The 23,476-nt window shown below is 74.3% G+C and carries 23 protein-coding genes; 12 read left to right on the forward strand and 11 right to left on the reverse strand.

The features are described 5' to 3' along the window. The first annotated feature begins 138 nt into the window (after positions 1-138). Positions 139-1,008, forward strand: coding sequence for a universal stress protein (locus ABTZ03_RS13570; protein WP_350513081.1), 870 nt, complete (start codon positions 139-141; stop codon positions 1,006-1,008). 89 nt (positions 1,009-1,097) lie between these two features. Here the strand turns inward: ABTZ03_RS13570 and ABTZ03_RS13575 are convergent, their stop codons facing one another. Genes ABTZ03_RS13575 through ABTZ03_RS13585 form a run of 3 tightly spaced genes read right to left on the reverse strand, consistent with a single transcriptional unit; the run spans position 1,098 to position 4,044 of the window. Further along, positions 1,098-1,640, reverse strand: a complete 543-nt coding sequence (locus tag ABTZ03_RS13575) for a copper chaperone PCu(A)C (protein WP_350513082.1) — start codon at positions 1,638-1,640, stop codon at positions 1,098-1,100. Next, complete coding sequence (locus ABTZ03_RS13580; protein WP_502894461.1) at positions 1,637-3,823, reverse strand: heavy metal translocating P-type ATPase; 2,187 nt, start codon at positions 3,821-3,823, stop codon at positions 1,637-1,639. The genes ABTZ03_RS13575 and ABTZ03_RS13580 overlap by 4 nt, the downstream gene beginning before the upstream one ends. Positions 3,824-3,882: 59 nt before the next feature. Beyond that, complete coding sequence (locus ABTZ03_RS13585; RefSeq protein WP_350513084.1) at positions 3,883-4,044, reverse strand: hypothetical protein; 162 nt, start codon at positions 4,042-4,044, stop codon at positions 3,883-3,885. 188 nt (positions 4,045-4,232) lie between these two features. On the opposite strand from ABTZ03_RS13585, the gene ABTZ03_RS13590 reads away from it, so the two are divergent. Beyond that, entirely contained in the window at positions 4,233-4,700 is a 468-nt protein-coding gene (locus tag ABTZ03_RS13590) for a hypothetical protein (RefSeq protein ID WP_350513085.1), read from the forward strand. 6 nt (positions 4,701-4,706) lie between these two features. Here ABTZ03_RS13590 and ABTZ03_RS13595 read toward each other — a convergent pair whose 3' ends face one another. Together ABTZ03_RS13595 and ABTZ03_RS13600 are read right to left on the reverse strand one after the other, a co-directional pair. Beyond that, positions 4,707-5,108, reverse strand: coding sequence for an NTP pyrophosphohydrolase (locus ABTZ03_RS13595; protein WP_350513086.1), 402 nt, complete (start codon positions 5,106-5,108; stop codon positions 4,707-4,709). 33 nt (positions 5,109-5,141) lie between these two features. Next, positions 5,142-5,792 carry an HD domain-containing protein gene (locus ABTZ03_RS13600; RefSeq protein ID WP_350513087.1) on the reverse strand — a complete coding sequence of 217 codons (651 nt, stop codon included), beginning with the start codon at positions 5,790-5,792 and terminating at the stop codon, positions 5,142-5,144. Between the two features lie 103 nt (positions 5,793-5,895). Here ABTZ03_RS13600 and ABTZ03_RS13605 point away from each other — a divergent pair, with 103 nt between their 5' ends. Next, on the forward strand, positions 5,896-6,882 hold the full coding sequence (locus ABTZ03_RS13605) for a GlxA family transcriptional regulator (protein ID WP_350513088.1): 987 nt from the start codon (positions 5,896-5,898) through the stop codon (positions 6,880-6,882). A gap of 118 nt (positions 6,883-7,000) precedes the next feature. After that, positions 7,001-7,780 carry an oxygen-binding di-iron domain-containing protein gene (locus ABTZ03_RS13610; protein WP_350513089.1) on the forward strand — a complete coding sequence of 260 codons (780 nt, stop codon included), beginning with the start codon at positions 7,001-7,003 and terminating at the stop codon, positions 7,778-7,780. A gap of 16 nt (positions 7,781-7,796) precedes the next feature. Here the strand turns inward: ABTZ03_RS13610 and ABTZ03_RS13615 are convergent, their stop codons facing one another. Together ABTZ03_RS13615 and ABTZ03_RS13620 are read right to left on the reverse strand one after the other, a co-directional pair. Continuing rightward, positions 7,797-8,207: a PPOX class F420-dependent oxidoreductase gene (locus ABTZ03_RS13615; RefSeq protein WP_350513090.1), complete on the reverse strand. Its 411-nt coding sequence runs from the start codon at positions 8,205-8,207 to the stop codon at positions 7,797-7,799. 40 nt (positions 8,208-8,247) lie between these two features. Continuing rightward, positions 8,248-9,672, reverse strand: a complete 1,425-nt coding sequence (locus ABTZ03_RS13620) for a D-alanyl-D-alanine carboxypeptidase family protein (RefSeq protein ID WP_502894457.1) — start codon at positions 9,670-9,672, stop codon at positions 8,248-8,250. A gap of 204 nt (positions 9,673-9,876) precedes the next feature. Between ABTZ03_RS13620 and ABTZ03_RS13625 the strand changes: the two genes are divergently transcribed. Continuing rightward, the gene (locus ABTZ03_RS13625; RefSeq protein WP_350513091.1) at positions 9,877-10,074 is read left to right on the forward strand and encodes a hypothetical protein; all 198 of its coding nucleotides are present in this window, start codon (positions 9,877-9,879) and stop codon (positions 10,072-10,074) included. Between the two features lie 70 nt (positions 10,075-10,144). On the opposite strand, the gene ABTZ03_RS13630 is transcribed toward ABTZ03_RS13625, so the two are convergent. Further along, positions 10,145-10,930 (reverse strand): TetR/AcrR family transcriptional regulator C-terminal domain-containing protein, encoded by a 786-nt coding sequence (locus ABTZ03_RS13630; protein ID WP_350513092.1) that lies wholly within the window; start codon positions 10,928-10,930, stop codon positions 10,145-10,147. Positions 10,931-11,020: 90 nt separating this feature from the next. On the opposite strand from ABTZ03_RS13630, the gene ABTZ03_RS13635 reads away from it, so the two are divergent. The 3 genes from ABTZ03_RS13635 to ABTZ03_RS13645 all read left to right on the forward strand — a co-directional run bounded on the left by ABTZ03_RS13635 (position 11,021) and on the right by ABTZ03_RS13645 (position 17,006). Further along, positions 11,021-11,875, forward strand: coding sequence for a siderophore-interacting protein (locus ABTZ03_RS13635; protein ID WP_350513093.1), 855 nt, complete (start codon positions 11,021-11,023; stop codon positions 11,873-11,875). Positions 11,876-12,354: 479 nt separating this feature from the next. Then, positions 12,355-15,840: a S8 family serine peptidase gene (locus tag ABTZ03_RS13640; protein WP_350513094.1), complete on the forward strand. Its 3,486-nt coding sequence runs from the start codon at positions 12,355-12,357 to the stop codon at positions 15,838-15,840. Positions 15,841-16,037: 197 nt separating this feature from the next. Then, a complete protein-coding gene (locus tag ABTZ03_RS13645; RefSeq protein WP_350513095.1) occupies positions 16,038-17,006 on the forward strand; it encodes an alpha/beta fold hydrolase in 969 nt (322 codons plus the stop codon). A gap of 65 nt (positions 17,007-17,071) precedes the next feature. On the opposite strand, the gene ABTZ03_RS13650 is transcribed toward ABTZ03_RS13645, so the two are convergent. Continuing rightward, entirely contained in the window at positions 17,072-18,526 is a 1,455-nt protein-coding gene (locus ABTZ03_RS13650) for a VWA domain-containing protein (RefSeq protein WP_502894458.1), read from the reverse strand. After that, a complete protein-coding gene (locus ABTZ03_RS13655; RefSeq protein ID WP_350513096.1) occupies positions 18,523-19,434 on the reverse strand; it encodes an AAA family ATPase in 912 nt (303 codons plus the stop codon). Before ABTZ03_RS13655 ends, ABTZ03_RS13650 begins: the two co-directional genes overlap by 4 nt. A 175-nt stretch (positions 19,435-19,609) precedes the next feature. Between ABTZ03_RS13655 and ABTZ03_RS13660 the strand changes: the two genes are divergently transcribed. Continuing rightward, positions 19,610-19,996 carry a hypothetical protein gene (locus tag ABTZ03_RS13660; RefSeq protein WP_350513198.1) on the forward strand — a complete coding sequence of 129 codons (387 nt, stop codon included), beginning with the start codon at positions 19,610-19,612 and terminating at the stop codon, positions 19,994-19,996. Positions 19,997-20,178: 182 nt separating this feature from the next. Here the strand turns inward: ABTZ03_RS13660 and ABTZ03_RS13665 are convergent, their stop codons facing one another. Then, positions 20,179-20,847, reverse strand: a complete 669-nt coding sequence (locus tag ABTZ03_RS13665; RefSeq protein ID WP_350513097.1) for a Tat pathway signal sequence domain protein — start codon at positions 20,845-20,847, stop codon at positions 20,179-20,181. Between the two features lie 296 nt (positions 20,848-21,143). On the opposite strand from ABTZ03_RS13665, the gene ABTZ03_RS13670 reads away from it, so the two are divergent. From ABTZ03_RS13670 to ABTZ03_RS44235, 3 genes are all read left to right on the forward strand, one after another. Next, positions 21,144-21,896 (forward strand): TetR/AcrR family transcriptional regulator, encoded by a 753-nt coding sequence (locus ABTZ03_RS13670; protein ID WP_350513098.1) that lies wholly within the window; start codon positions 21,144-21,146, stop codon positions 21,894-21,896. Positions 21,897-22,034: 138 nt separating this feature from the next. Further along, positions 22,035-22,694 carry a DUF6230 family protein gene (locus ABTZ03_RS13675; RefSeq protein WP_350513099.1) on the forward strand — a complete coding sequence of 220 codons (660 nt, stop codon included), beginning with the start codon at positions 22,035-22,037 and terminating at the stop codon, positions 22,692-22,694. Positions 22,695-22,696: 2 nt separating this feature from the next. After that, a complete protein-coding gene (locus tag ABTZ03_RS44235; RefSeq protein ID WP_400918272.1) occupies positions 22,697-23,311 on the forward strand; it encodes a DUF6114 domain-containing protein in 615 nt (204 codons plus the stop codon). Positions 23,312-23,476: the final 165 nt, after the last annotated feature.

Raw genomic sequence — 23,476 nt, forward strand, 5'->3', positions numbered from 1 at the left:
CCGTGCGCGCAGGGCTTGCGGCCTCTGGCGCCGGGTCGCCGGCGGGGGGCAGGGTGAGGGGCGGAGCAGTACGGACGGGGCGTCAGGGCGCACCGTCGCCGGAGCCGGACCAGTGGCCGAACCAGTGGAGGAACTCTCATGACGTCAACCGTTGTGGCCGGGGTCGACGGCTCTGCGGCGAGCACCGTCGCCGCCCGTTGGGCCGCCGGTGAGGCGCTGCGGCGCGGGGCCCCGCTGCGGCTGGTGCACGCCTGGCCGTGGCTGACCGACGGGGTGTCCTCCTTCGCCGAGCCCGACGACCTGCCGGCCGCCGCCCAGCGCACCCTGGCCGAGGCCGCCGACGCGGTCCGCGCGGACCACCCGGACCTGGCCGTGCACACCGACGCCGTCCTGGACGCCCCGGTGGACGGGCTGGTCGCGGCCGCGGCGGACGCCGGTCTGCTGGTGCTCGGCTCGCGCGGGCACGGCGGCTTCGCCGGGCTGCTGCTGGGCTCGGTCAGCATGGCGGTGGCCGGGCGCAGCGAGGTGCCGGTGGTCGTGGTGCGGGAGGCGGGCGCCGCCGGTTCCCCGGGTTCCCCGGGCGCCGGTGAGGTGGTGGTCGGGGTCGACGCCCACGCCCCCGAGGAGGAGGTGCTGGACTTCGCCTTCCGCGCGGCCGCCCTGCGCGGCGCCCGGCTCCGGGCCGTCCACGGCTGGGACCTGCCCCCGCTGTTCGGCTACGCGGGCGGCGCCGTCCCGGCCGGTGAGGTCGCCCAACTGGAGGACCTGGAGGCGAAGCTGCTGTCGCTCGCCCTGGCCGGGCCGCGCGAGCGGCACCCGGAGGTCGCGGTGGTCGAGGACGTCCGCCTGGGCGCGGCCCGCGGCCTGGTCGAGTCCTCGGCCGGGGCCGCCCTGGTGGTCGTCGGCCGGCGCCGCCGCCCGGTCGAGTTCGGACCCCGGCTCGGCCGGGTCGCCCACGCGGCGCTGCACCACGCCGAGGCGCCGGTGGCGGTCGTCCCGCACGGGTGACGGGCCCCGCAGCGTTTCGGCCCGGCCTCGGGGACCCCCCGCGGCCGGGCCGAAACGGTTCAGCTCAGCTCAGCGCGACTCGGCGCGGCTCAGCGCGGCCGGTCGGCCGGCGTGCGGACCACGGCGGTGAGCTGCAGGGGCGGGCTGTGGCGGAAAGTGAGGGTGAAGGCCACCTGCTGGCCGGGCCGCAACGGGGGCGGGGCGGCGATCATCAGGTCGGCGTCCTCCGGTGACATCGCCAGTTCGCCCCGGCCGGGCACGGGCAGCGCGGCGACCGGTTCCCAGCGGCCGGCCGAGCCCTGGTGCAGGTGCCGCTTGAGGGTGATCGGCCCGCCGAACTCCCAGCTGGCGCCGGTGAGTTCGTCCGGCACGTCGCCCGGGTTGCGGACCGTGAAGAAGGCCGCGGTGGCCGGGGCCGCGCCCGCCGTGGGCAGCAGCATCCAGCCGTTGTCGGCCACCACCGGGCGGGGGCGTCCGGCGCCGCCGACCGCCGTCCAGCCGGTGAGCAGGGCCAGCGCGAGCACCGCCGCGCCGACCGGCGGGCCGACCACCCTGAGCCGCTCGGCCGTCCCGAGCCGCTCGGCCCACGCCGTCGCCGGGCCGGCCGCCTTGAGTCGCTTGCCCGCCCTCATCGCCGGGCCCCCTTCCGCTGGCCGCGCCCCGGTTCCCAGGTGCGCAGTCGCAGGCTGTTGCCCACCACCAGCAGGGAGCTGAGCGACATCGCGACCGCCGCCAGCATCGGGTTCAGCAGTCCGACGGCCGCCAGCGGGATCAGCACCAGGTTGTAGCCGAAGGCCCAGAGCAGGTTGGCCCGGATGGTGGCGAGGGTCTGCCGAGCCAGCCGTACGGCGTCCACCACCGCCTCGATCTCGCCGCGGACCAGGGTCAGTCCGGCGGCGCCGATCGCGGCGTCGCTGCCGGAGGCCAGCGCCACCCCGAGGTCGGCCGAGGCCAGGGCGACCGCGTCGTTGACGCCGTCGCCGACCACCGCCACCGTCCGTCCGGCGGCGCGCAGTTCGGCCACCACCTCGGCCTTGCGCTCGGGCGAGGCTGACGAGTGGACCTGCTCGATGCCCAGTTCGGCGGCCACCGCCCGGGCCGCGCCGGGGCCGTCGCCGGTCAGCAGGACGGTCTCCAGGCCCATCCCGCGCAGCCGGTGGAGGGCCCGCCAACTGCCGGAGCGCAGGGTGTCGCCGACCGCCAGCACGGCTGCGGCCCGCCCGTCCAGCTCCACCAGGACGGCGCTGCGGCCGGCCGCTCCGGCCGCCGCCACCGCCGCGTCGAGTGCGGGGGGCAGTTCGGCGCCGTCCGGCCGGACGGCCCGGACCGCCCGGCCCTCGACCGTGCCGGACACCCCGAGGCCGGTCGTGGCGGCGAAGCCGTCCACCGGGGGCAGGGCCCCGCAGCGCTCCCGGGCGGCGGCCGCGACGGCCCGTCCGATCGGGTGCTCCGAGCGGTGCTCGACCGCGCCCGCCAGCCGCAGCACCTCCTGCTCCGCACCGTCCTCGGCGACGGTCACCGCCGTCAGCTCCATCCGGCCGGTGGTCAGCGTGCCGGTCTTGTCGACCACCACGGTGTCCACCCGGCGCAGGCTCTCCAACACCTCCGGTCCGCGTACCAGCACGCCCAGTTCGGCGCCCCGGCCGGTGGCCGCCAGCAGCGCCGTCGGGGTGGCCAGGCCGAGCGCGCACGGGCAGGCCACCACCAGTACGGCGACCGCCGCCGTCACCGCCGCCTGCGGGGCCGCGCCCGCGCCCAGCCAGAAGCCCAGCACGCTCACCGCGACCGTCAGCACGCACGGGACGAACACCCCGGCCACCGCGTCCGCCAGCCGCTGCGCCCGGGCCTTGCCGGCCTGGGCGTCGGCCACCAGGGCGGTGATCCGGGCCAGTTGGGTGTCCGCGCCGACCGCCGTGGCCCGGACCACCAGCGCGCCGCCGACGTTCACCGTCGCCCCGGCGACCCGGTCCCCGGGGCCGACCTCGACCGGCACGCTCTCCCCGGTCAGCAGACTCAGGTCGAGTGCCGAACCCCCTTCGAGCACCACCCCGTCGGTGGCCACCCGTTCCCCCGGTCGCACCACGAACTCCTGCCCGGGCAGCAGGAGTTCGATCGGTATCAGCCGTTCCTCGCCGTCCTCCGCCCGGACGCACACCTGCTTGGCACCCAGCTCGGCGAGCGCCCGCAGCGCGGAGCCGCTGCGGCGGCGCACCCGGCCCTCCAGCAGTCGCCCGGCCAGCACGAACAGCGGTACGCCGACCGCCGCCTCCAGGTACACGTGCGCGGCGCCGCCGCCGTCGGCGGTCAGCGAGAACGGCATCCGCATGCCCAACTGCCCGGCGCCACCGAGGAACAGGGCGTACGCGGACCAGCCGAAGGAGGCCAGGACGCCCAGGCTGACCAGGGTGTCCATGGTCGCCGCGGCGTGCCGCAGCCCCTGCCCGGCCCGCCGGTGGAAGCCCGCCGAACCCCAGGTCACCACCGGGACGGCCAGTCCGAAGCAGACCCACTGCCAGCCGGTGAACTGCAGCCCGGGCACCATCGACAGCACCAGCACCGGGACGGCCAGCAGCGCCGTCACCAGCAGCCGCCACCGCTCGTCCGGCTCCTCGGCGGCGATCCCGGCGGGCACCCCGGCCGGTGCCAACTCGGCGGTGTAACCGGCCCGTTCGACCGCCGCGACCAGCTCGGCGGCGGACACCCCGGCGGGGTGCAGCACCCGGGCCCGGCCGGTCGCCAGGTTCACCCCGGCCGTCACCCCGTCGATCCGGCCCAGCCGCTTCTCGACCCGGCCCACGCAGGCGGCGCAGGTCATCCCGCCGACCGCCAGGTCGGTGGACACCAGCGCGTCGGCGTCCGCTCCCGCGACCGGGCTCACCGCATGCCGCCCATGTCGTGCCCACCCATGCCGGGCGAGGACCCGCCGCCCCGGCTCGGCGTCAGCCCCGGCGCCACCGGCCCGGCCTGCCGCCCCACCGCGTACGCCACCACGAACACCACCACCAGCAGCAGGACGAACCCCGCCAGCACACTCAACGGCCGGACACCCGGCGACTTCGCATTCACCCCCCACCAGTCGGACGGCCGGAACGGTTGGTTCCCGTGCGGCCGGAGTCGTCCGGAGTGGTGCTCGTCACTCCCCACCGGCCCCGGCCGTTCGACGTCGTACGATCGCTGCGCGTGCCGATCACCGGCACGGACGACGGACATCCGGGGGGATGATCATGAAGCGGACGAAGACGCGCGCCCTGACCATGGCGGCCGGGGTGCTGGGGGTGTCGGTGACGCTGCTCGGGACGGCGTCGGCGCAGCCGACCGACGGGTCCGGCCCGGACGAGCCGTTCGGCCACCTGGGGACGGGCCAGATCCTGCCGCCGACCCCGGACGAGGACACCATGTTCTCGATCGCGGACTGGGTCGGGAACGGCGGCGCGGTGACCGCCTCGGCGATCGAGACGCTGCCGATCTCCGTCACCGTCGGCTGCCGGGGCGGCGGTTCGGTGCGGGTGCACGTCGGCGGCCAGGCCCCGGCCGACTTCACGGTGCAGTGCCCGGTTGGCTCCGTGGGCGTCGGCTCGGTGGAGATCCCCGCCCGTCCGGGCCGGGATTTCCAGTTCACCGTGCACGCCTCGGACCCGTCGATCCACTGGGGCATCAACGCCCTCCAGATCCGGCCCGTCCACCAGGACTGAGCCGGCTCAGGACCGGACGCTCCGCGGCCCCGTCACGGACGCGCCCAACGTGCCCACCCGGCCGCGGAGTTCACGGTCGGCGGTGACCACCACGCAGGCCCGCGCCGGGTGTTCGGCGCGGGCCTCGCGGACCAGCTCCACGATCCGGTCGTCGCCGCTGCCGGCCGCCGACACCACCTTGACCCCGGGCACGCCACTCACGCCCCGGGCCGCGCCCTCGACCACCAGCACCACCTCCAGCGGGCCGGGGTGCTCCGGCACGCCCCGGGCGGCGACCGCCACCAGCGCGTCCCGCAGCCGTTCGGCGGCGCCCCGCCGGTCCCGCCACCAGCCGTCCGGCACCGAGCCCACCACGTTCGCGCCGTCCACCACCAGCAGGGCCGGCGGCGCCGCCTCGTCCTGTTCCATGACCGCCAAGCCTGCCACGGCGAAGGGGCGGGCTCACTCCGCCCAGTCGGAGCCCCGGATGACCTCGACGAAGTCGCCGCGCTCGAAGCCGGGGACGAAGTGCGCCAGCACATCGGCCTTGACGTTGCCGAAGGTGCTGTCCGGGCGGTTCCGGATGCCCTCGGTGAACGCGGCCAGGATCCGGTTCTTGAAGTCGGGCCGGGGGTGGGCGGCGACCACGGCGGCCCGCTGCTCGGCGCTGACGGCGTGGTAGCCGAGGCCCAGCACGTCGAGTTCCACGCCACGGGTGACCAGGGCGATCTCCGGCGCCATGTGCAGCGGGATCTCCGGGGTGGTGTGCAGGGCGATCGCGGTCCACACCCGCTGGGCCGGCTCGTCGGCGATCCCGTGGGCGGTCAGGAAGCGGCGGGCCTCGTCCGCGCCGTCGATCTCGAACCGCTGATCGGTGCGGCCGTAGCGCCCGGTGAGCCCGAGGTCGTGGAACATCGCCCCGACGTAGAGCAGCTCCGGGTCGTACGCCAGGCCCTGTTCGGCGCCGCGCAGCGCCCCGAACAGGTACACCCGGCGCGAGTGGTCGAAGATCAGCGGCGAGGCCGCGTCCCGGACCAGCTCGGTGGCCTCCCGGGCCAGGGCGCTGTCCGGGATCCGTACGCCGGCGACGGTCTCGGTGGTTCCGGTGGTCATGTCGTGTTCTCCTTCGGGAGCCGATCGGTGGACTCCTCCACCGTCGCCCGGCCGGGTAGGCTGGCGCCATGTCCGTACAGACCTCCACCCCTCGGATCCGGACATGACGCGCCGGGTCGCTTTCCTCGTGTTCGACGGCGTGACCCTGCTGGACGTCAGCGGCCCGCTGGAGGTGCTCCACGAGTCCGGGCGGCTCGGCCACCCGTACGCGACGGTGCTGGTGTCCCCGTCCGGCGGCACCGTCACCGCCTCCAACGGCGTGGCGCTGGCCGCCACCGCCGCACCGGAGGACGTGGGGCCGCTGGACACCCTGGTGGTCGCCGGCGCCGACCACCTCGCCGCCGAGGGCCCGGACGGCGGACCGGACGAAGCCCTGCTCGCCGCCGCGCGGAGCCTGGCCGAACGGGCGCAGCGGGTCGCCTCGGTGTGCAGCGGCGCCTTCGTGCTGGCCGCGCTGGGCCTGCTGGACGGCCGCCGCGCCACCACCCACTGGCGGCACGCCCGGGCCCTCGAACTGCGCCACCCCCGGGTCCGGGTCGAACCCGACGCCCTGCACGTGCGGGACGGGCGCTACCACACCAGCGCGGGCATCAGTGCGGGCATCGACCTCGCCCTCGCGCTGGTCGAACACGACCACGGGCCCGACACCGCCCGGGAGATCGCCCGCGAACTGGTCGTCTTCATGCAGCGCCCGGGCGGCCAGTCCCAGTTCTCCACCGCGCTGGCCACCCCGCCGGCCCGCGGCGAGCTGCTGCGCACCCTCACCGACGCCGTGCTCGCCGACCCGGCCGCCGACCACAGCCTGCCCGCGATGGCCGCCACCGCCGCCGTCAGCACCCGCCACCTGACCCGGCTCTTCCAGGCCGAACTGCACACCACCCCGGCCCGCTGGGTCGAGCGGGTCCGCCTGGACCGCGCCCAGCAGCTGCTGCTGGACGGGCACAGCATCACCGCCACCGCCCGGCACAGCGGCCTGGGCAGCGACGAGACCCTGCGCCGCGCCTTCGCCCGCCACCTGGGCACCACCCCCACCGAGTACCGCCGCCGGTTCGGCAGTACCGGCACCCCGGGCGCCCCCGGCACCGACTGACCGCCCCCGGCCGTCCGGGCTTCCGGCCGCCCGGGGCTCAGCCGAACCGGCGACCCCGGCGGCATGTCCGGCGCCGCCTGCCGGGGGCCCGTCCGGGGGACGGGTAGGCAACGGGCCCATGGAGACACGCATCGACGAGATCGCCGAGCGGATCTACCGGGTGTCGACCCACGTCCCGGAGATCGCCCCGCCCGCCGGATTCACGTTCAACCAGTTCCTGGTCGACGCCGAGGAGCCGCTGCTCTTCCACACCGGGATGCGGCAGCTGTTCCCGGTGGTGTCGGAGGCGATCAGCCGGGTGCTGCCGCTGGAGCGGTTGCGCTGGGTCACCTTCGGGCACGTCGAGGCGGACGAGTGCGGGGCGATGAACGAGTTCCTGGCGGCCGCCCCGCACGCCCGGGTGGCACACAACACGCTGGGCTGCCTGGTCTCGTTGAACGACCTCGCGGACCGCCCGCCGGTGCCGATGGACGACGGCGAGGTGCTGGACCTCGGCGGGCGGCAGGTGCGCCGGCGGCTGCGCAACATCAACACCCCGCACGTGCCGCACGGTTGGGAGGCGCGGGTGCTGTTCGAGGAGCAGACCGGCACCCTGTTCTGCGGGGACCTGTTCACCCACCTCGGCAACGGTCCGGCCGTGACCGAGGCCGACCTGGTCGAGGCCGCCCTGGAGTCCGAGCGGCTGTTCCGCCAGACCTCCTGCCTGACCGCGGCCGCCACCACGCTGCGCGCCCTGGCCGATCTGCGGCCGCGCACCCTGGCGGTGATGCACGGCTCCTCGTACCGGGGCGACGGCGCGGCCGCGCTGACCGCCCTGGCGGACGCGCTGGAGGAACGGTTCGGCCCGGAGTCGGAGTTCGTCGGCGTGCCGAGCGTGCTGGCGGACCCGCACCCCTGAGGTCCGTCAGGGCGGGTCAGGCGAGGGTGATCCGGATGCCGACCGTGCCGCGCTCGCCGCGGCGCAGCCGGCTGCCGAGCAGGGTGAGCACGCCGAGCAGCCCGTACTTCTGGCGCAGCAGGGTGCGGTAGGCGGCGGTGCGCTCGGGGGAGAGGAGCTCGGCGGTGGCCGGGTACTGCTCGCCGGTCGGGCGGCCCTTGACGTCGCAGGGGCCGACCAGGACGTCGGCGCGGTTGCGGATCCGCTTGACCTTCCAGGAGTCCGCGACGGTCCAGACGCCGAGGGCCTCGCCGTCGCGGACCACCCACACCGGGGTGGGCACCGGGGTGCCGTCCTTCTTGTAGGTGGTGACGAGCAGGTAGCTGCCGGCGGAGAGGCTGACGATCCGGGCGAGCCGGTCCGGGGCGGCGGGGTCGGGCGTGGTCATGATCGGAATTCTAGGGCCTCGGGTCCGCCGCCCCGGCGGGTCACGGGCGGCGGCGGGGGCGGACGGTGCGCAGCAGGGCGCGGGCGCGGCGGGTGAGCCGCCGGTGGCTGCGACCGCCGACGCCGGTGGATCCGATCGCGGAGGTGCCGCCGACGCCGGTGGATCCGCTGCCGGTCGGGCCGCCGGTGGCCGTGGCCGTGGTGGGGGCCGGACGGGCGGCGAGGGCCGCGGTGCGGCGGCGGGCGGCGGTGCGGGCGGTGCCCCAGACGGCGAGGCCGGTGGCGACCGCGGCGCCGGTCCACAGCGCGGGCGTCAGAGCGGAGTCGTCGCCGCTGATGGTCGGCGGACGGGACCAGGGCGGCAGCCCGGCGTCGAGGTCGGCGGCGGCCCGGGGGTCGCCGCCGAGCGGGGCGCCCGCGGCACCGGCGGCGCCGGGGTCACCGGGGCCGCCGGTGGCCTTCGGGGCGCCGAGGTCCTCGACCAGCTGCCCGACCGGCTGGACCTTGCCCGCGGCCGCGAAGCCCCAGTCGAGCAGGCTGGCGGCCTCGTCGTAGACCTTGACCTGCGCCTCGGGGTGCATCACGGTGACCAGCAGGGTGCGGCCGTTCCGTTCGGCGGCGCCGGTGAAGGTGGCGCCCGCGTTGGTGGTGTAGCCGTTCTTGACGCCGATCAGGCCGGGGTACTTGCCGAGCAGCCGGTCGGTGTTGGCGATGTCGAAGGCGGTGCGCTGCCCGGTGGTCTTGTCCAGGCCGCCGGGGAACCGGGCGGTGCGGGTGGCGCAGTAGGAGCGGAAGTCGGCGTTGCGCAGGCCGGCCCGGGCGAACAGGGTGAGGTCGTACGCGGAGGAGACCTGGCCGTCCATGTCGTAGCCGTCGGGGGAGACGACCTTGGTGTCCTGGGCCTGGAGCGAGCGGGCGCGGGCCTGCATCTCGCCGACGGTCTGCTGGACGCCGCCGTTCATGTGCGCCAGGACGTGCACGGCGTCGTTGCCGGAGCTGAGGAAGACGCCCCGCCAGAGGTCCTCGACCCGGTACGGCAGGTTCTCCTTGACGCCGACCAGGCTGCTGCCGACGCCCAGGTTGGCGAGTTCGGCCGGGGCGACCTGGTGCTCGGTGGACCGGTCGAACTTGGGCAGCACGGTGTCCGCGAACAGCATCTTGAGGGTGCTGGCCGGGGGCAGCGGCTGGTGGGCGTTGCGGGCGGCGAGCACCTCGCCGGTGCCGGCGTCGGCGATCAGCCAGGAGCGGCCGGTGAGTTCGGTGGGGAGGGCGGGGGCCCCGGCGAGCGGCGCGACCTGGACGGCCGGGCGGCCGAGCCGCTCCCCGCCGACGGTGGAGGCGGCGTCCTGGGCGAGGGCCGCCGGGGCTCCGGCGGCGAGCACCAGGGCGGAGGCGGCGGTGGCGGCCGCGATCCTGGCGACGGACGGGGACTGCTGCGACTTCTGCGGCACGCGGTCCCGCGGCACGCGTTTCTGCTGCACACGCTTTGACTGCACACGGCGAACGTACCGGCGGGGCCGCGGGGCCGCCGTGCGCTGCTGCTCCGTCCGGAGTTCGGGACCCGGCGAGGCCGGGGCCCACCCGCGGCCGCCCGGGTCGCGACTTTGGTGGGCCCGGGTCGCGCCGAAAGTCGGTTGGGCGGGCGGCGCCGGTTTCCTAGGCTCGGGGGCATGAAGACCCTGCTCGGCTACCTCGGTTTCGTGCTGATCCTGGGCGGCGGTTCCGGCCTGCTGGCCGACCGGCTCGGGGGCTTCCGGCTGTTCGGGTTCGTCCGGTTCCTGGTGCCGGACGGCCATGAGACCGTCGGGTACGTCGTCCTGCTGGTGCTCGGCGTGCTGTTGTCGATCCCGGCCGCCCGCCGGGGCTGACCCCTCCGGACGGAGGGCCCGGCCGGGCGGTCCGATCGACCGGTCCGACCGGTCCGACCGGTCCGACCGGTCAGGCCGTCGCGCTGCTCGCCGCGATCCCGTCCAGCAGCACCGCGAGCCCGCTCCGGAAGGCCTCCCGACCGCTCTCCTCCGGCGCGCCGCCGCCGCCGGCGCTCTGCAGGGCGGTCAGCAGCGGGAAGCGCTGCGCGAAGTCCGGTGCCAGTTCGGCGAGTCGGGCGGACCGCGTGTGCCACCACTCCTCGTCCGCGACGCCGGTGGCGGCCGCCGCGCCGCGCGCGTCGGCGGTGGTGGCGGCCATGCCGCGGACGTACTGCCAGAGCGCGGCGACCGCCCCGCGGAGCCGTTCCGGTGCCAGCCCGGCCGGCCGCAGGGCGCTCAACAGGTGCTCCATCGCGGCGAGTTCGGCCGGGCCGAGGACGGGCCGGGCCTGCGAGACCTGGAGCACCCAGGGGTGGCGCAGGTAGCAGGCGGACAACTCCTCGGCCCAGGCGGTGACGGCGTCCCGCCAGTGGTCCGACGGTGCCGGTCGGGCCGGGAGTTCGGCGAGCACCCGGTCGTGCATCAGGTCGAGCAGTTCGGCCTTGCCGGGGACGTAGGTGTAGAGCGCCATCGCGGTGCGGCCGAGCCGTTCGCCGACGGCGCGCATCGACAGCGCCGCCATTCCCTCGGCGTCGGCGACCGCGATCCCGGCGGAGACGATCGTGTCCGTACTCAGCCCGGGCTTGGGGCCGCTGCGTCCGGTGCGTCCGCCGCGCCCGGTGGGCGGTTCGTCGGGTCGGCCCCAGAGCAGGGCGAGGGAACGGTGGGCGTCCCCCTGTCCGGCGTAGACGGTCATCCCGGCATCTCCTTATGGCGTAAAGTATCCTCGCGGCAGCAACTCTTTATGCCGTAAGGTATCAGCATTCCGCAGTGAAGGGGTTTCGCGATGACACTGCCCGTCACCCGTCTCCAGGTGGTAGCGGTCGACCGGATCACGCCGCGCACCGCCCGGGTCGCCTTCGAGGCCGAGGAACTGGCCGACACCGTGGGCACCGCGCCCGACCAGCAGCTCAAGCTCTGCTTCCCGCGCCCCGGTCAGCGCGAGCCGCTGCTGCCCGCCGGACAGGACGACCCGATGGGCTGGTACCAGGCCTACCTGGCGATCCCCGAGGCCGAGCGCCCGGTGCTGCGCAGCTTCACCCTGCGCCGCCGGCACCCCGGCACCCGGCGGATCGAGATCGACTTCGTGCTGCACGGCGACGCCGGCCCGGCCGCCGCCTGGGCGCTGCGGGCCGCGCCGGGGGACCGGCTCGGGATGGTCGGCCCCTCCGCGCTGTACGCCCCGGCGGTCCCGTTCGCCGAGGCCGGGAAGGACGCCGACTGGCTGCTGCTGGCCGGTGACGAGACCGCGCTGCCGGCCGTCGCGACGCTGCTGGAGGCGCTGCCGGAGGGGGAGCGGGCGTACGTCTGGATCGAGGTCGCGGACCGGGCGGAGCGTCAGGAGCTGACCAGCCGCGCCGAGCTGGAGGTGCGCTGGCTGTACCGGGACGGCGCCGCGCCGGGCAGCCTGCTGGTCGAGGAGTTCCGGGACACCGTGCTGCCGGGCGGCGAGCCCCTGGTCTGGCTGGCCGGGGAGGCCGGGGCGGTGCGGGCGGTGCGCCGGTTCCTGATCGAGGGGGAGGGGGTGCCGAAGGAGAACATCGACTTCACCGGGTACTGGCGCCACCGGCTCGGCCAGGACGACGCGCCGACCGAGGAGGACCTGGCGGACGCCCGGGAGCGGTTGGCGTCCTCCTCCTGAACGTGCGCGTCGCTGAAGCCCGGAAACCGTCCCGGGCGCCCGTGAACTCTCCGGGCGTCCGGGACGTTCTGCATGCCGTGCGCCTCGGCGCGAGCCCCGCCGTGCGCTGTTTCGACCGCGATCGACGGGGAAGAAGGGTCGCGATGTCGACAAGTTGTCAGCAGTTGGCGATGTTCCGCCGGTGGCCAGTGTTCGCCACGTCGGTCTTTGCAGGGGGATCGATCAGTTCTCACCGTTCTCTGACCGGCTCTGATCGGTGAAAATTGGGGCGGACCCGGCTCGATTTATACTGTGTATTTTACTTTCCGATGGTCATTTTTACTTTCTGATGGGGTTTTAACCCCTTGTCGTGGTCGTGGCGGATGCGCTGGAATGCGTCCGCTGTCGGGACGCGCGGTCCGGAGCAACCACGCGTCCTACCAGGATTCGGGTGCGCTCAGCCGTGCATCCTGACGTCTCATCAGACGAAAGGATGTCCATTGATCGGCTGGCGCAAGACCCAGCTAGCAGCCGCCGTCACCGTCACCGCCGCCTCCATGGTCCTGAGCCTCGGGACCATTGCCAGCGCAGCTCCGGCCCAGGATCCGCAGCACGCCCAGGCGTCCGCGGACGGGGCGCCGGCGCCGGTGATCGTGATCCTCAAGGACCAGATTGCGGACGCCCCGGCCGACCACGGCCACCTCGGCGACCGTCAGCAGAAGACCGCCAGTTCGCAGGCGCCGCTGCTGAAGAAGGTCAAGGCCAACGGCGGTACCGACGTCAAGACCTTCGTGGTCGGCAACGCCTTCTCGGCCACCGTCAGCCCCGCCCTGCGCGCCTCGCTGCAGTCCGACCCGGCGGTCGCCGCCGTCGTCGCCGACACCCAGGTGCAGGTCGCCCCGGTCCCCGGGACCGCGGCCAAGAAGGCGGACACCGCGGCCGCGACGACCGGCAAGTCCGGCGACGACGCGCAGGCCGTTTCGGGCAGCAACGGCCAGGGTGCCCAGGAGAACGCGACCAACACGGTCTGCCCCTCCGACCCGAGCAAGCCGCTGCTGGAGCCGGAGGGCCTCTACTCGGTCCACGCCTACTCCGGCAACGGCAAGCCCGGCGTGGAGAACCTGGCCACCGGCAAGGGCGTCAAGGTCGCCTACATCGCCGACGCGCTCGACCCGAACAACCCGGACTTCATCCGGGCCGACGGTTCGCACGCCGTGGTCGACTACCAGGACTTCTCGGGTGAGGGCTGGAACGCGCCGAGCGGTGGCGCCGAGGCCTTCGGCGACGCCTCGGCGGTCATCGCCCAGGGCCGTCAGACCTACGACGTCTCGCAGTTCGTCAACGCCTCGCACCCGCTGCCGGCCGGCTGCAACATCAAGATCCGCGGCCTCGCCCCGGACGCCGACCTGGTCGCCCTGAAGGCCGGCGGCGAGATGATGTCCAACTCGTCGATCCTGCAGTCCATCGACTACGCGGTGCGGGTCGCCCACGTGGACGTGCTGAACGAGTCCTTCGGCGGCAACGTCACCCCGGACAGCGGCGCCCACGACACCATCGCGCTCTTCAACGAGCAGGCCGTCAAGGCCGGTGTCACGATCGCCGTCTCCACCGGTGACGCGGGCCTCAGCGGCACCATCGGCACCCCGGCCACCGACCCGTACGTGATCTCGGTCGGCGCGTCGACGGACAACCAGAACTACCAGCAGACCGGTTACGCGGCCGCCAAGTTCTCCAACGGGACCTGGAGCAACAGCCGGATCTCCGCGCTCTCCTCGGGCGGCTTCACCATGGCCGGCCGGACCCTCGACCTGGTCGCCCCGGGCGAGTCGGACTGGGCGCTGTGCACCGCGGACACCACCAAGTACGCGGACTGCACCAACTACAACGGCAAGGGCGCGAACATCCAGCCCTTCGGCGGCACCAGCCAGGCCGCCCCGTTCGTCACCGGTGCCGCGGCCCTGGTCATCCAGGCCTACCGTGACACCCACGGCGGCGACTCCCCGTCCCCGGCGCTGGTGAAGAAGTTCATCACCGGCACCGCCACCGACCTCGGCGTTCCGGCCGAGGAGCAGGGCGCGGGCCTCCTGAACGTCCGGGCCGCCGTCGAGGCCGCCCGCGGCTACGACGACGGCGACGGCACCGACGGTGCCAACACCGTCGTGGTGAACACCGGCCAGGTGAGCATCGCCGGCGCCCCGGGCTCGACCCACACCACCGACGTCTCCGTCACCAACACCAGTGACGAGCCGCAGACGGTGAGCGCCACCACCCGCAGCTTCGCGCCGCTGGCCAACAACCAGCAGACCGTCAAGCTGGACACGGCCTCCGCCGACACCTTCAAGTACGCCACCAACGGTGCGGACTGGGTGCAGAAGCAGGTCAAGTTCACGGTTCCGGCCGGTGCCGACCGCCTCGCGGCGTCGATCGCCTGGCACGGTGGCCCGAACCCGGTCACCAACGGCCCCGTGGTCCGCATGACGCTGCTCAACCCGTCGGGCGGCTTCGAGACCAACACCCGTCCGCAGGGTGGCGCCACGCCGTCCAACTTCGGTCTGGTGGACGTCCCGCACCCGGCCGCCGGCGAGTGGACCGCGGTCCTGTACACCCCGGCGGGCAAGGCCGGTTACACCGGTGACGTCCAGCTCGGCACCTCCACCCAGCGCGCGGTCCCGGCCGGCGCGGTGAGCCCGACCAGCACCGACGTGCAGCCCGGTGAGACCAAGACCCTCAAGGTCCAGCTCACCACCCCGGCCACCAGCGGTGACAGCAGCGAGGCGGTCGTCGTCTCCAGCTCGAACGGCAACAGCACCAGCGTCCCGGTCGTGCTGCGCAGCCTCGTCCCGGTCACCAACGGCCAGGGCGCCTTCACCGGCACCATCACCGGTGGCAACGGCCGCGGCTCCTCGCCGACCCAGATGTTCGCCTACGGCTTCGACGTCCCGAAGGGCCAGAAGGACCTGCGGGTCGGCGTGACCGTCGCCAAGGACGCGAACCTGTTCATGCAGGGCGCCCTGATCAGCCCGAACGGCACCCCGGTCGACATCGAGGGCAACGCCCTCTTCGACGCCCAGGGCAACGTCACCGGCTCCGCCAACGGCGTCTCGGCCACCACGATCAACCCGGCCGAGGGCCACTGGCGCTTCGTCCTGAACGTGCTCGGCCCGGTCAGCGGCCAGGAGCTCGCCCAGGACTTCGCCGGCACCATCGCGTTCAACCAGAACCAGGCCACCGCGGCCGGTCTGCCGAACGACACCAAGACGAAGCTGGCGGCCGGCAAGCCGGTCACCGTCAACGTGAACTACACCAACAACACGGTCGCCACCCAGTCGATCGCGGCCGACGGCCGCCTCGACAAGCGCGTCGACCTGCCGCTGGTGCCGCAGGGTGCCTCGGCCAGCGTCAACCTGCCGCTGAGCCTGACCTCCTCGGTGCCGAGCTTCCTGGTGCCCCCGGGCACCGACCAGCTCAAGGCCGTGGCGGCGTCCTCGACGCCGGCGCAGATCGAGCTGAGCGCCACCACCGCCTCGCCGGACCTCTTCGGTGACCTGAAGAAGGCCCAGAACGGCTCGGCCATCTCGACCGTGACCTCCAAGGGCAGCGCCGAGCAGCCGGTCGTCCCCGGTTCCTGGGGCACCTTCGTCCAGCAGATCGGCCCGTTCGGGCCGGCCGGCGCGCCGAAGGGCACCTCCAGCATCAGCGCCACCGCGCACACCCTGGCCTTCGACCCGGCGCTGACCTCCAGCACCGGTGACCCGTACGCCTCCGGTGTCAACGCCTCGGCCCCGGCCGCCGCCCCGGTGACCGTCGCCCCCGGTGCCAGCGGTTCGCTGCAGGTGACCGTGACCCCGACCGGCCCGAAGGGCAGCACGGTCAAGGGTGTGCTCTACCTGGTGTCCGGCCCGACCTTCGTGCCGACCGCCAACAACAGCCTCAGCACCACCGGTTCGGTGCTCGCGGCGATCCCGTACAGCTACACGGTGAACTGACGCTCAATCAGTTCAGCGAGCGGTTCTGAGGCCGAGGCCGTCCCGGAGTTCCGGGGCGGCCTCGGCTGCTTGCCGTGGTCGTAACGGGTGTTCCGGGTGTTCCGGTCGTTCCGGCGGGCGGAAACCGCCGGTGTCACCCGCCCGCCGAGCGGGCAGGAGGGTCGCGAGGATCGGACCGAGCAGATCGGGAGCGGCAGTTGAACGAGGCGATCAAGCACAGCCAGGTCGAGGTGAACGGCGTCCGGCTGCACCTCGCGGAACAGGGCGAGGGACCGCTGGTCCTGCTGCTGCACGGCTTCCCGGAGAGCTGGTACTCCTGGCGGCACCAGTTCGGGCCGCTCGCCGAGGCCGGGTACCGGGTGGTCGCCCCCGACCAGCGCGGGTACGCCCGCAGCTCCCAGCCGGAGGACGTGGACAAGTACTCCCTGCTGCACCTGGTCGGCGACGTCACCGCGCTGATCGGCGCGCTGGGCGAGGAGCGGGCCGTGCTGGTCGGGCACGACTGGGGCGCGCCGGTCGCCTGGGCCACCGCCGCGCTGCGGCCGGACCTGGTGCGCGGGGTCGCCGGGCTGAGCGTGCCGCCGCTGCCGGTGGGCGGGCCGCCGCCGCTGACCGCGGCCCGGGAGAACTTCGGCGAGGGCTTCTACCAGATCTACTTCCAGGAGCCCGGCCGGGCCGACGCCGAGCTGGCCGCCGACATCAGGTCCAGCCTGCGGCGCATCCTGTGCGGCATCCAGCCGGACGGCGTGCCGCGCCCGTGGATCGTCCCCGAGGGCCAGGGCCTGCTGGACACCGTCCCGGAGCCCGAGCGGCTGCCGGACTGGCTCACCGAGGCCGACCTCGACGCCTTCACCGCCGACTACGCGCCGCACGGCGGGCGGGCCTTCACCGGCGGGCTCAACTGGTACCGCAACCTGGACCGCAACGCCGAACTGCTGGCCGCCTTCACCGGGGTGACGGTCGAGGTGCCGGCGCTGTACATCGCGGGCGACCAGGACCTGGTGAACGCGATGCTGCCGCCGGGCGCCCTGGCCTACCTGCTGGGCCGGCTGCCCAGGCTGCACGGGCACGTGCGGCTGCCGGACACCGGGCACTGGACCCAGCAGGAGCGCCCGGCCGAGGTGACCGCGGCGCTGCTGGACTTCCTGGCGAGCCTGGACAAGTAGAACCGCTAGGACCGCCGGCCCGACTCGCTCAGGCGGCCGCGCCCCGCCTGCTGCCGGAGCGAGACCTAGACCGGCAGCAGGCGGGCGATCAGTTCGCCGAGCCGGCGGGCGTTGCGGCAGTCGTGCATCTCCACCACGTCCGCGTACGCCGGGGCGGCGGAGTCGCCGGTGCCCCAGAGCCCGGGGTGCTCGGGGTTGAGCCAGAACACCCGGCGGGCCCGGGCCGCGATCCGGCGCAGCGCCTCGGGGTTGGGGTCGCGGTGGTTGTTGCGGGCGTCGCCGAGGACCAGGACGCAGGTGCGCGGGCCGACCGCGTCCAGGTGGTGATCGGCGAAGTCGCCCAGCGCCGAACCGTAGTCGCTGTTGCCGTGGTAGCCCATCACCTCGGCCTCGGCGAGGATCCGCGCGGCGAGCCGGGCCGGGTCGTCCTGGCCGCGTCGCAGCAGGTCGGTGACCTCGGCGGTGCGGTTGACGAAGGCGAACGCCCGGACCTTGCTGAACTGTTCGCTCATCGCCCGGACCAGCAGCATGGTGAAGTCGGCGAAGCCCGCCACCGAGCCGGAGACGTCGCAGAGCAGCACCAGTTCGGGCCGGGCCGGGCGGCGCAGCCGGTACGCCGGGCGCAGCGGCACCCCGCCGGTGCCGAGCGAGCGGCGCAGGGTGCGGCGCAGGTCGATCCGTCCGCGGGCGGCGCGGCGGCGCCGGGCGGCCAGCCGGGTGGCCAGCTTGCGGGCCAACGGGTGGACGGTGCGGCGCAGTTCGGCGAGCTGATCGCGGCCGGCGGCCAGGAAGTCGATCCGGTCCGCGGTGGGGGCGACGGCGCGCTCCGCGATCCGTTCGGCGCCGCGCAGTTCGGCGACCCGGCGGCGGGCCTCGCCGGAGACCAGGGAGCGGAAGTCCCGGATCCGGCGGCGGATCTCGTCGGCGAGGACGCGGTCGGAGAGGTCGTCCGCGCCCTGCTGCCGCAGCGCGGCGAGGATCCGGGCGAGCAGGGTCTCGGGGGCGAGCCGGCCGAGCGCCTGGTGCGCGGACCAGCCGTCCGAGCCGGGCGTGCCGCCGGTGCCGTAGCGGCCGAAGGCCTCGACCACCTCGCCGGCCAGCCGGGCCTGGGCGGCCCGGTCGTCGGCGGCCAGGGCGGCGGCCAGCCGCTCGCGCAACTGGTCGCGCAGCGGGTCGGGGCGGCCGAAGCGGGGCGGTTCGGGGTCGTCGGGCACCGGCGGCGGGGAGTTGCGCACGGCCTCGGGGGTGCCGATGCCGAGCGGGAAGAACAGGTCGAAGGAGGCGTCGAAGACCGGCCGTTGGCCTTCCGAGCGGAGCAGCGCGGCGGCCAGTCCGGCCCGCATCTGCTCGCGGTCGGTGAGGCCGAGCACGTCGAGGACGGCGGCGGCGTCCACGGTCTCGGCCGGGCCGATCCGCAGGCCGTGCCCGCGCAGGGCGCGGACCAGGCCGGTGAGCCGGGCGGCGGTGTCGGCGGGCGCGGGGGCTGCGGGGATGCCGGGGGTCGCGGGGGTGCCGCTCACGCGAGGGTGAGCTTCTGGGCGGCCTTCCGGATGTCGTCCTGGTGCTTGAGGATCACCCCGAGGGTGTCCCGGACGACCGCGTCGTCCAGGGTGTCGGCGCCGAGCGCCAGCAGGGTGCGGGCCCAGTCGATGGTCTCGGCGACGGACGGCGCCTTGCGCAGCTCCAGGGCGCGCAGCGCGCCGACCACCCGGACCAGCGAGGCGGCCAGGGTGTCGTCCAGGCCGGGCACCTTGAGCCGGACGATCCGGCGCTCCAACTCCGCGTCCGGGTAGTCGAGGTGGAGGAAGAGGCAGCGGCGGCGCAGCGCCTCGGAGAGCTCCCGGGTGGCGTTGGAGGTGAGCAGGACGAAGGGGCGGCGGCTCGCGGTGATGGTGCCGAGCTCGGGGACGGTCACCTGGAAGTCGCTGAGCACCTCCAGCAGCAGCGCCTCGACCTCGACGTCGGCCTTGTCCATCTCGTCGATCAGCAGCACGGTGGGCTCCTCGCCGCGGATGGCGGTGAGCAGCGGGCGGGTGAGCAGGAACTCCTCGCCGAAGATGTCGCCGCGGGCCTGGTCCCAGCCCTCGTCGCGGCCGGCGGTGATCCGCAGCAGCTGCTTGGCGTGGTTCCACTCGTACAGCGCGCGGGCCTCGTCGATGCCCTCGTAGCACTGCAGCCGCACCAGCCGGGCGGCGCCCAGTTCGGCGACGGCCTTGGCGAGTTCGGTCTTGCCGACGCCGGCGGGGCCCTCGACCAGCAGCGGCTTGCCGAGCCGGTCGGCGAGGAAGACGGTGGTGGCCACGGCGGTGGAGGCCAGGTAGCCGGTCGCGGCCAGCCGTTCGGCGGTGTCGGCCACCGAGGTGAAGAAGCCCGTGCCGCCGCCGTTCGCGCCGCCGCCGCTGTTCGCGCCGCTGCTGCCGCTGGTCATCCGACTGCCCCGTTCCGGTTCGCCGGGCCCGTTCCGTCGGGCCCGTGCGGCGCCACCCTACCGGCCGGTCACTTGCTTGTCCCGGGGGCGGCGGGGCTCCGGGGCGGGGGCGTGGTTAGGGTGCCGGGAATGGATGTGCGTGGGCGGACGTCCCACGGACAGGGGGGAGCGGGGCATGACCCCATTGGGGCTGAGCGTGGCCACCTGGTGGTGGATCGTGGTGCTGGTGACGGTGCTGTTCTGGGCGGTGCTGGTGCCGCCGATGCCCACCCGGGAGTACCGGATCATGACGGCGCTGGCGCCGTTCGCCGGGGCGTTGATGCTGCTGGCGCACTATCGGATCAAGGAGATGGATCCGGCCGACTCGCTGGCGATGTTCGCCGCGGCGATGCTGGCGTTCCCGCTGGGTGCCGTCGGCCACCGCCGGGAGCTGGCGCGGCGGTTGCTGGCGGCGAAGCGGGAGGGCAGGTCGGACCGGGACGTGATGCCGGTGGCGATGCTGGGGCAGCTGCTGCTGAGCCTGACCGCGTGCCTGGTGGCGTACTTCTGCATCAAGCCGTAGCCCGGGTCGGCGACCCGGACCGAGACGGGCGTGCGCAGTCCGGCTCCGCGGGCGAAGAAGGCGCCGGTGGGGCGGACGGCCCGGGGGGGGGGCGGGGCCGGGCGGGGGAGGGGGGGGGGGCGCGGCGTCGGGCGGGCTGTTGCCCGCCGGACGCCGCTCACGTGGAACCGTTGCCCGGGGCGTCAGTTGACGTACAGGACCGGGCTGCCGGCGGCGGTGCTGTCGGTGACCGGGCCGTAGCTGGCGCTGAAGTAGCCGGTGGAGAAGCACAGGCCGGGGCCGGAGACCAGGTTGGCCGGCTGGTTGGCGAAGGTGATGCTGCTGTTGCTGTTCGAGGTGCTGCCGGTGATGCCGTTCGGGCTCTGGTAGACGCAGCTGACCTGGCCCAGCAGGGTGTTCAGGACGACCGTGATGCCGACCGGGCCGGCGCTGGTGCCGTTGAGCGAGGCGGCGCCGGAGCCGGAGGTGATCGTGTTGGTGTACGGCAGGCTGGTGGCGGTGACGCTCTGCACGCTCATGACGCCCATGACGCTGGAGGTGCACTGGTCGAAGGACTGGTTGTTGAGCTGCTCGGTGGCGTTGCCGGGGGCGGCCGGGTTGGAGGTCACGGTCGCGGAGAAGGAGGAGCTGGCACAGCTGACGCCGTTGGTGCTGCCGGCGCCGTCGGTGAAGGTGGCGGCGGTGCCGGAGACCAGGTTGGCGACCAGGTTGTCGCCGACGGCGATGGCGGGGCCGGAGGCGCTGCCCTGGGTCATGACGGCGGCGGCGTTGGCCTGGGCGGGTGCGACGGCGGCGCCGGTGAGGGCGATGGCGGCGAGGGAAGCGGCTGCGAGCGTGCGGCGGATGCGCATGAGGGTGCCTCTCTCCGTCCCGGGGACGGGTGGGGGGAATCCCCGCCGGCGGGTGTGGTGGTGTGCACGGCGGGGGAGGTGCATGGCGTGCCGGAGCGCCGCCGGACCGCGGGTGCCTGCGGGCCCGGCGCCACGGGCCCGCTCGTGCGGTACGGCGGTCTTGCGATCGTGCAGCGTGCAGCGGTGCTGGGTAGGGTTCCGGCCGGTGGTGGCCTGCGCACCGACCGGGTTGGAAACCTGGCAGAGTTGTAAACCCAGTGTTACGTCAATGTCAATACAGGACACAGGAGTTGGTGATGGATCCCAAACGTCGCAGGAGTTCCGACCTGATCCTGCTGCCGGGTGCCCGGACCGGCCGGGATCCGGCCCGGTCGATCAAGCCCGGCCCGCGCCGGCTGCCCGCCGGCGTGGTCGCCGCGACCCAGCGCGAACGGCTGCTGGACGGGCTGGTCCGCACGGTGGCCGAACACGGCTACCAGCACGCGACGGTGAGCGACATCTGCAGCGCGGCGGGGGTGACCAGGCCGGTCTTCTACGAGCTGTTCAGCGGCAAGGAGGACGCCTTCCTGGCCGCGCACCGGCACGGGACCGGGGTGGTGATCCGCCGGATGGCGGCGGCCTTCGCGGCCGAATCCGACTGGTGCACCGGGATCCGCCAGGCGCTCGGGGCGATGCTCCAACTCCTCGCAGGTACCCCGTCGTTCGCGACCATGGCGGTGATCGAGATCGAGGCGGTCGGCCCGGCCGGCCGACGCGAGCGGGACCAACTTCTGACCCGGTTCCGGGCGTTCTTCGCCGAAGTGCCCCAACTTCCGGGCGGGGTCGAGGTGCAGGAGATGGTGGACGCGGTGGTCGGCGGCGTCTACAGCGCGGTGTACCGGCGGATCTCCTCCGGTCGTACCGATCAACTGCCGGACCTGCTACCGGTGTTGGCGATGTTCTGCCTGGCGCCCTTCCTCGGGCCGGCCGAGGCGGCCGCCCGGCTCGGGTCGAGGATTGGTGAAGATCCTTCGTGCACCTGTATTGACCCGGCGAATACCGAGCAGTAGCTTCCCAGTTACTCATCGCGCTCCGACCCGATCCGCCCTGCAGTCGAGGGCCGGACGGCCCGGTCGGAGCGCGGAACGCTGTCCGCGCCAGGACAACGTGCCAGTGCCTGCACACCCATCCATCCACAGGGAGCACACATGGCCATGTCCGAGGAGACCGCCGCCGCGGCGGAGTCCCCGCAGCCGCCGACCGGGCGCACAAGAGGACGGGTGCGGATGAAGCGCTCCGCCCTGATGGCCGTCCCGGCCGTCGCGGTCGGGGGCATCCTGATGACCCTCACCGCCCAGGGCGTGCTCGCCGCGCAGTTCTCCATCTCCGGCATGCCGTTCACCATCACCGCCGACAAGATCGACGGCGAGGGCTTCGCCCAGTTCGGCTCGCTGGACCACATGATTCCCGGCAGCCCCAACCAGGGCAAGACCGGCGGGCAGGTGCTGGTCGCGGTGTCGGCGATCAAGACCGCCGAGATCACCAACCTCTGCCAGAGCGTGGACCTCGGCGGCGTCAACCTGTTGATCCGCGCGGGCGACCAGGGCACCCCGGTGGCGGCCTCCGACCTCACCACCGACTCCGACCTGCTGACCGCCGGCAACGCGCAGTTCAAGAACATCGAGATCGGCGGCGACGCCAGCACCTACACCAAGGCCGGCCCGGTCGGCGTGGGCGGCCGGGGCGTCTTCGGCCAGCAGGCCGACCACGTCACGCTGACCAACGTCAACCAGCACAACTACGCGAGCACCGCCGTCGGGTTCAAGCTGCCCAATCTGCGGCTGAGCTTCAGCTCCAAGGGCTGCTGACCATGACGGAGTCCGTACCGGAGCGGGCCGGAACCGGCGAGGGCGCCGGGCCGCAGAGCGGGGAGGTGGCGGCCGAGGGGACGACCGCCCCGCCCGCCGCGGCCCCCGACCCCGCCCCCGGCGCCGCCGCCGCTCCCACCGGAGCCGCTGCGACCGCTGCGCCCGCGAGTGCCGCCACGACCGCTGCGACCCCTGCGCCCGCGAGCCCCGCGGGCCGGGTCAAACGCGACTGGCGGGGCGGGCGACCGTTCTGGGGCGGGCTGCTGGTGACGCTCGGCGGCGCCGAGATCCTCTTCACGCTGTGGGCCCCGCTGCCCCTCCTATTGCACATCTCGCTGGTGGGCCTGGCGGGGTACCTGGTGCCGTCGGTGATGGTGCTGTGCGGCCTGCTGATCCTGTTCAACCCGACACAGCGGCTGTTCTACTCCATCCTCGCCGTGCTCGCCTCGCTGGGCAGCTGGGTGACGTCCAACCTGGGCGGCTTCGTGATCGGGATGCTGCTCGGCATCGTGGGTGCCTGCCTGACCTTCGGCTGGCTGCCCGACCAGCCGCTGCGCCGTGGGCGGCAGCGGCGGGAGGACCGGCGCACGCAGCGCCGGGCTCCGGCGGGGGTCTAGGGACCGGGCTCCGGCGGGGGTCCAGGGACCGGGCCCGGCCGGGAGTCGTCGGCGACGCCCCGCGCCCCGGTGGTGGGAGAGCACCGGGGGCGCGGGGCGTTCCGCCCTGCCGTCCTCCGTTGTCGGAGGAGCGGTCGAGGCCCTCAGCGGGTCGCGGCCCTCAGA

Source organism: Kitasatospora sp. NPDC096077 (assembly GCF_040303245.1).
GTDB lineage: Bacteria > Actinomycetota > Actinomycetes > Streptomycetales > Streptomycetaceae > Kitasatospora.

What these genes read in the sequence shown, in the direction of transcription:
- ABTZ03_RS13605 (WP_350513088.1), top strand. Translation starts at nt 5,896, where the DNA reads ATGACGCGCCGGGTCGCTTTCCTCGTGTTCGACGGCGTGACCCTGCTG.
- ABTZ03_RS44235 (WP_400918272.1), top strand. Translation starts at nt 22,697, where the DNA reads ATGACGGAGTCCGTACCGGAGCGGGCCGGAACCGGCGAGGGCGCCGGG.
- ABTZ03_RS13580 (WP_502894461.1), bottom strand. Translation starts at nt 3,823, where the DNA reads ATGACCTGCGCCGCCTGCGTGGGCCGGGTCGAGAAGCGGCTGGGCCGG.
- ABTZ03_RS13615 (WP_350513090.1), bottom strand. Translation starts at nt 8,207, where the DNA reads ATGACCACGCCCGACCCCGCCGCCCCGGACCGGCTCGCCCGGATCGTC.
- ABTZ03_RS13570 (WP_350513081.1), top strand. Translation starts at nt 139, where the DNA reads ATGACGTCAACCGTTGTGGCCGGGGTCGACGGCTCTGCGGCGAGCACC.
- ABTZ03_RS13635 (WP_350513093.1), top strand. Translation starts at nt 11,021, where the DNA reads ATGACACTGCCCGTCACCCGTCTCCAGGTGGTAGCGGTCGACCGGATC.
- ABTZ03_RS13600 (WP_350513087.1), bottom strand. Translation starts at nt 5,792, where the DNA reads ATGACCACCGGAACCACCGAGACCGTCGCCGGCGTACGGATCCCGGAC.
- ABTZ03_RS13595 (WP_350513086.1), bottom strand. Translation starts at nt 5,108, where the DNA reads ATGGAACAGGACGAGGCGGCGCCGCCGGCCCTGCTGGTGGTGGACGGC.
- ABTZ03_RS13660 (WP_350513198.1), top strand. Translation starts at nt 19,610, where the DNA reads ATGACCCCATTGGGGCTGAGCGTGGCCACCTGGTGGTGGATCGTGGTG.
- ABTZ03_RS13625 (WP_350513091.1), top strand. Translation starts at nt 9,877, where the DNA reads ATGAAGACCCTGCTCGGCTACCTCGGTTTCGTGCTGATCCTGGGCGGC.
- ABTZ03_RS13590 (WP_350513085.1), top strand. Translation starts at nt 4,233, where the DNA reads ATGAAGCGGACGAAGACGCGCGCCCTGACCATGGCGGCCGGGGTGCTG.
- ABTZ03_RS13670 (WP_350513098.1), top strand. Translation starts at nt 21,144, where the DNA reads ATGGATCCCAAACGTCGCAGGAGTTCCGACCTGATCCTGCTGCCGGGT.
- ABTZ03_RS13675 (WP_350513099.1), top strand. Translation starts at nt 22,035, where the DNA reads ATGGCCATGTCCGAGGAGACCGCCGCCGCGGCGGAGTCCCCGCAGCCG.
- ABTZ03_RS13575 (WP_350513082.1), bottom strand. Translation starts at nt 1,640, where the DNA reads ATGAGGGCGGGCAAGCGACTCAAGGCGGCCGGCCCGGCGACGGCGTGG.
- ABTZ03_RS13630 (WP_350513092.1), bottom strand. Translation starts at nt 10,930, where the DNA reads ATGACCGTCTACGCCGGACAGGGGGACGCCCACCGTTCCCTCGCCCTG.
- ABTZ03_RS13655 (WP_350513096.1), bottom strand. Translation starts at nt 19,434, where the DNA reads ATGACCAGCGGCAGCAGCGGCGCGAACAGCGGCGGCGGCGCGAACGGC.
- ABTZ03_RS13665 (WP_350513097.1), bottom strand. Translation starts at nt 20,847, where the DNA reads ATGCGCATCCGCCGCACGCTCGCAGCCGCTTCCCTCGCCGCCATCGCC.
- ABTZ03_RS13610 (WP_350513089.1), top strand. Translation starts at nt 7,001, where the DNA reads ATGGAGACACGCATCGACGAGATCGCCGAGCGGATCTACCGGGTGTCG.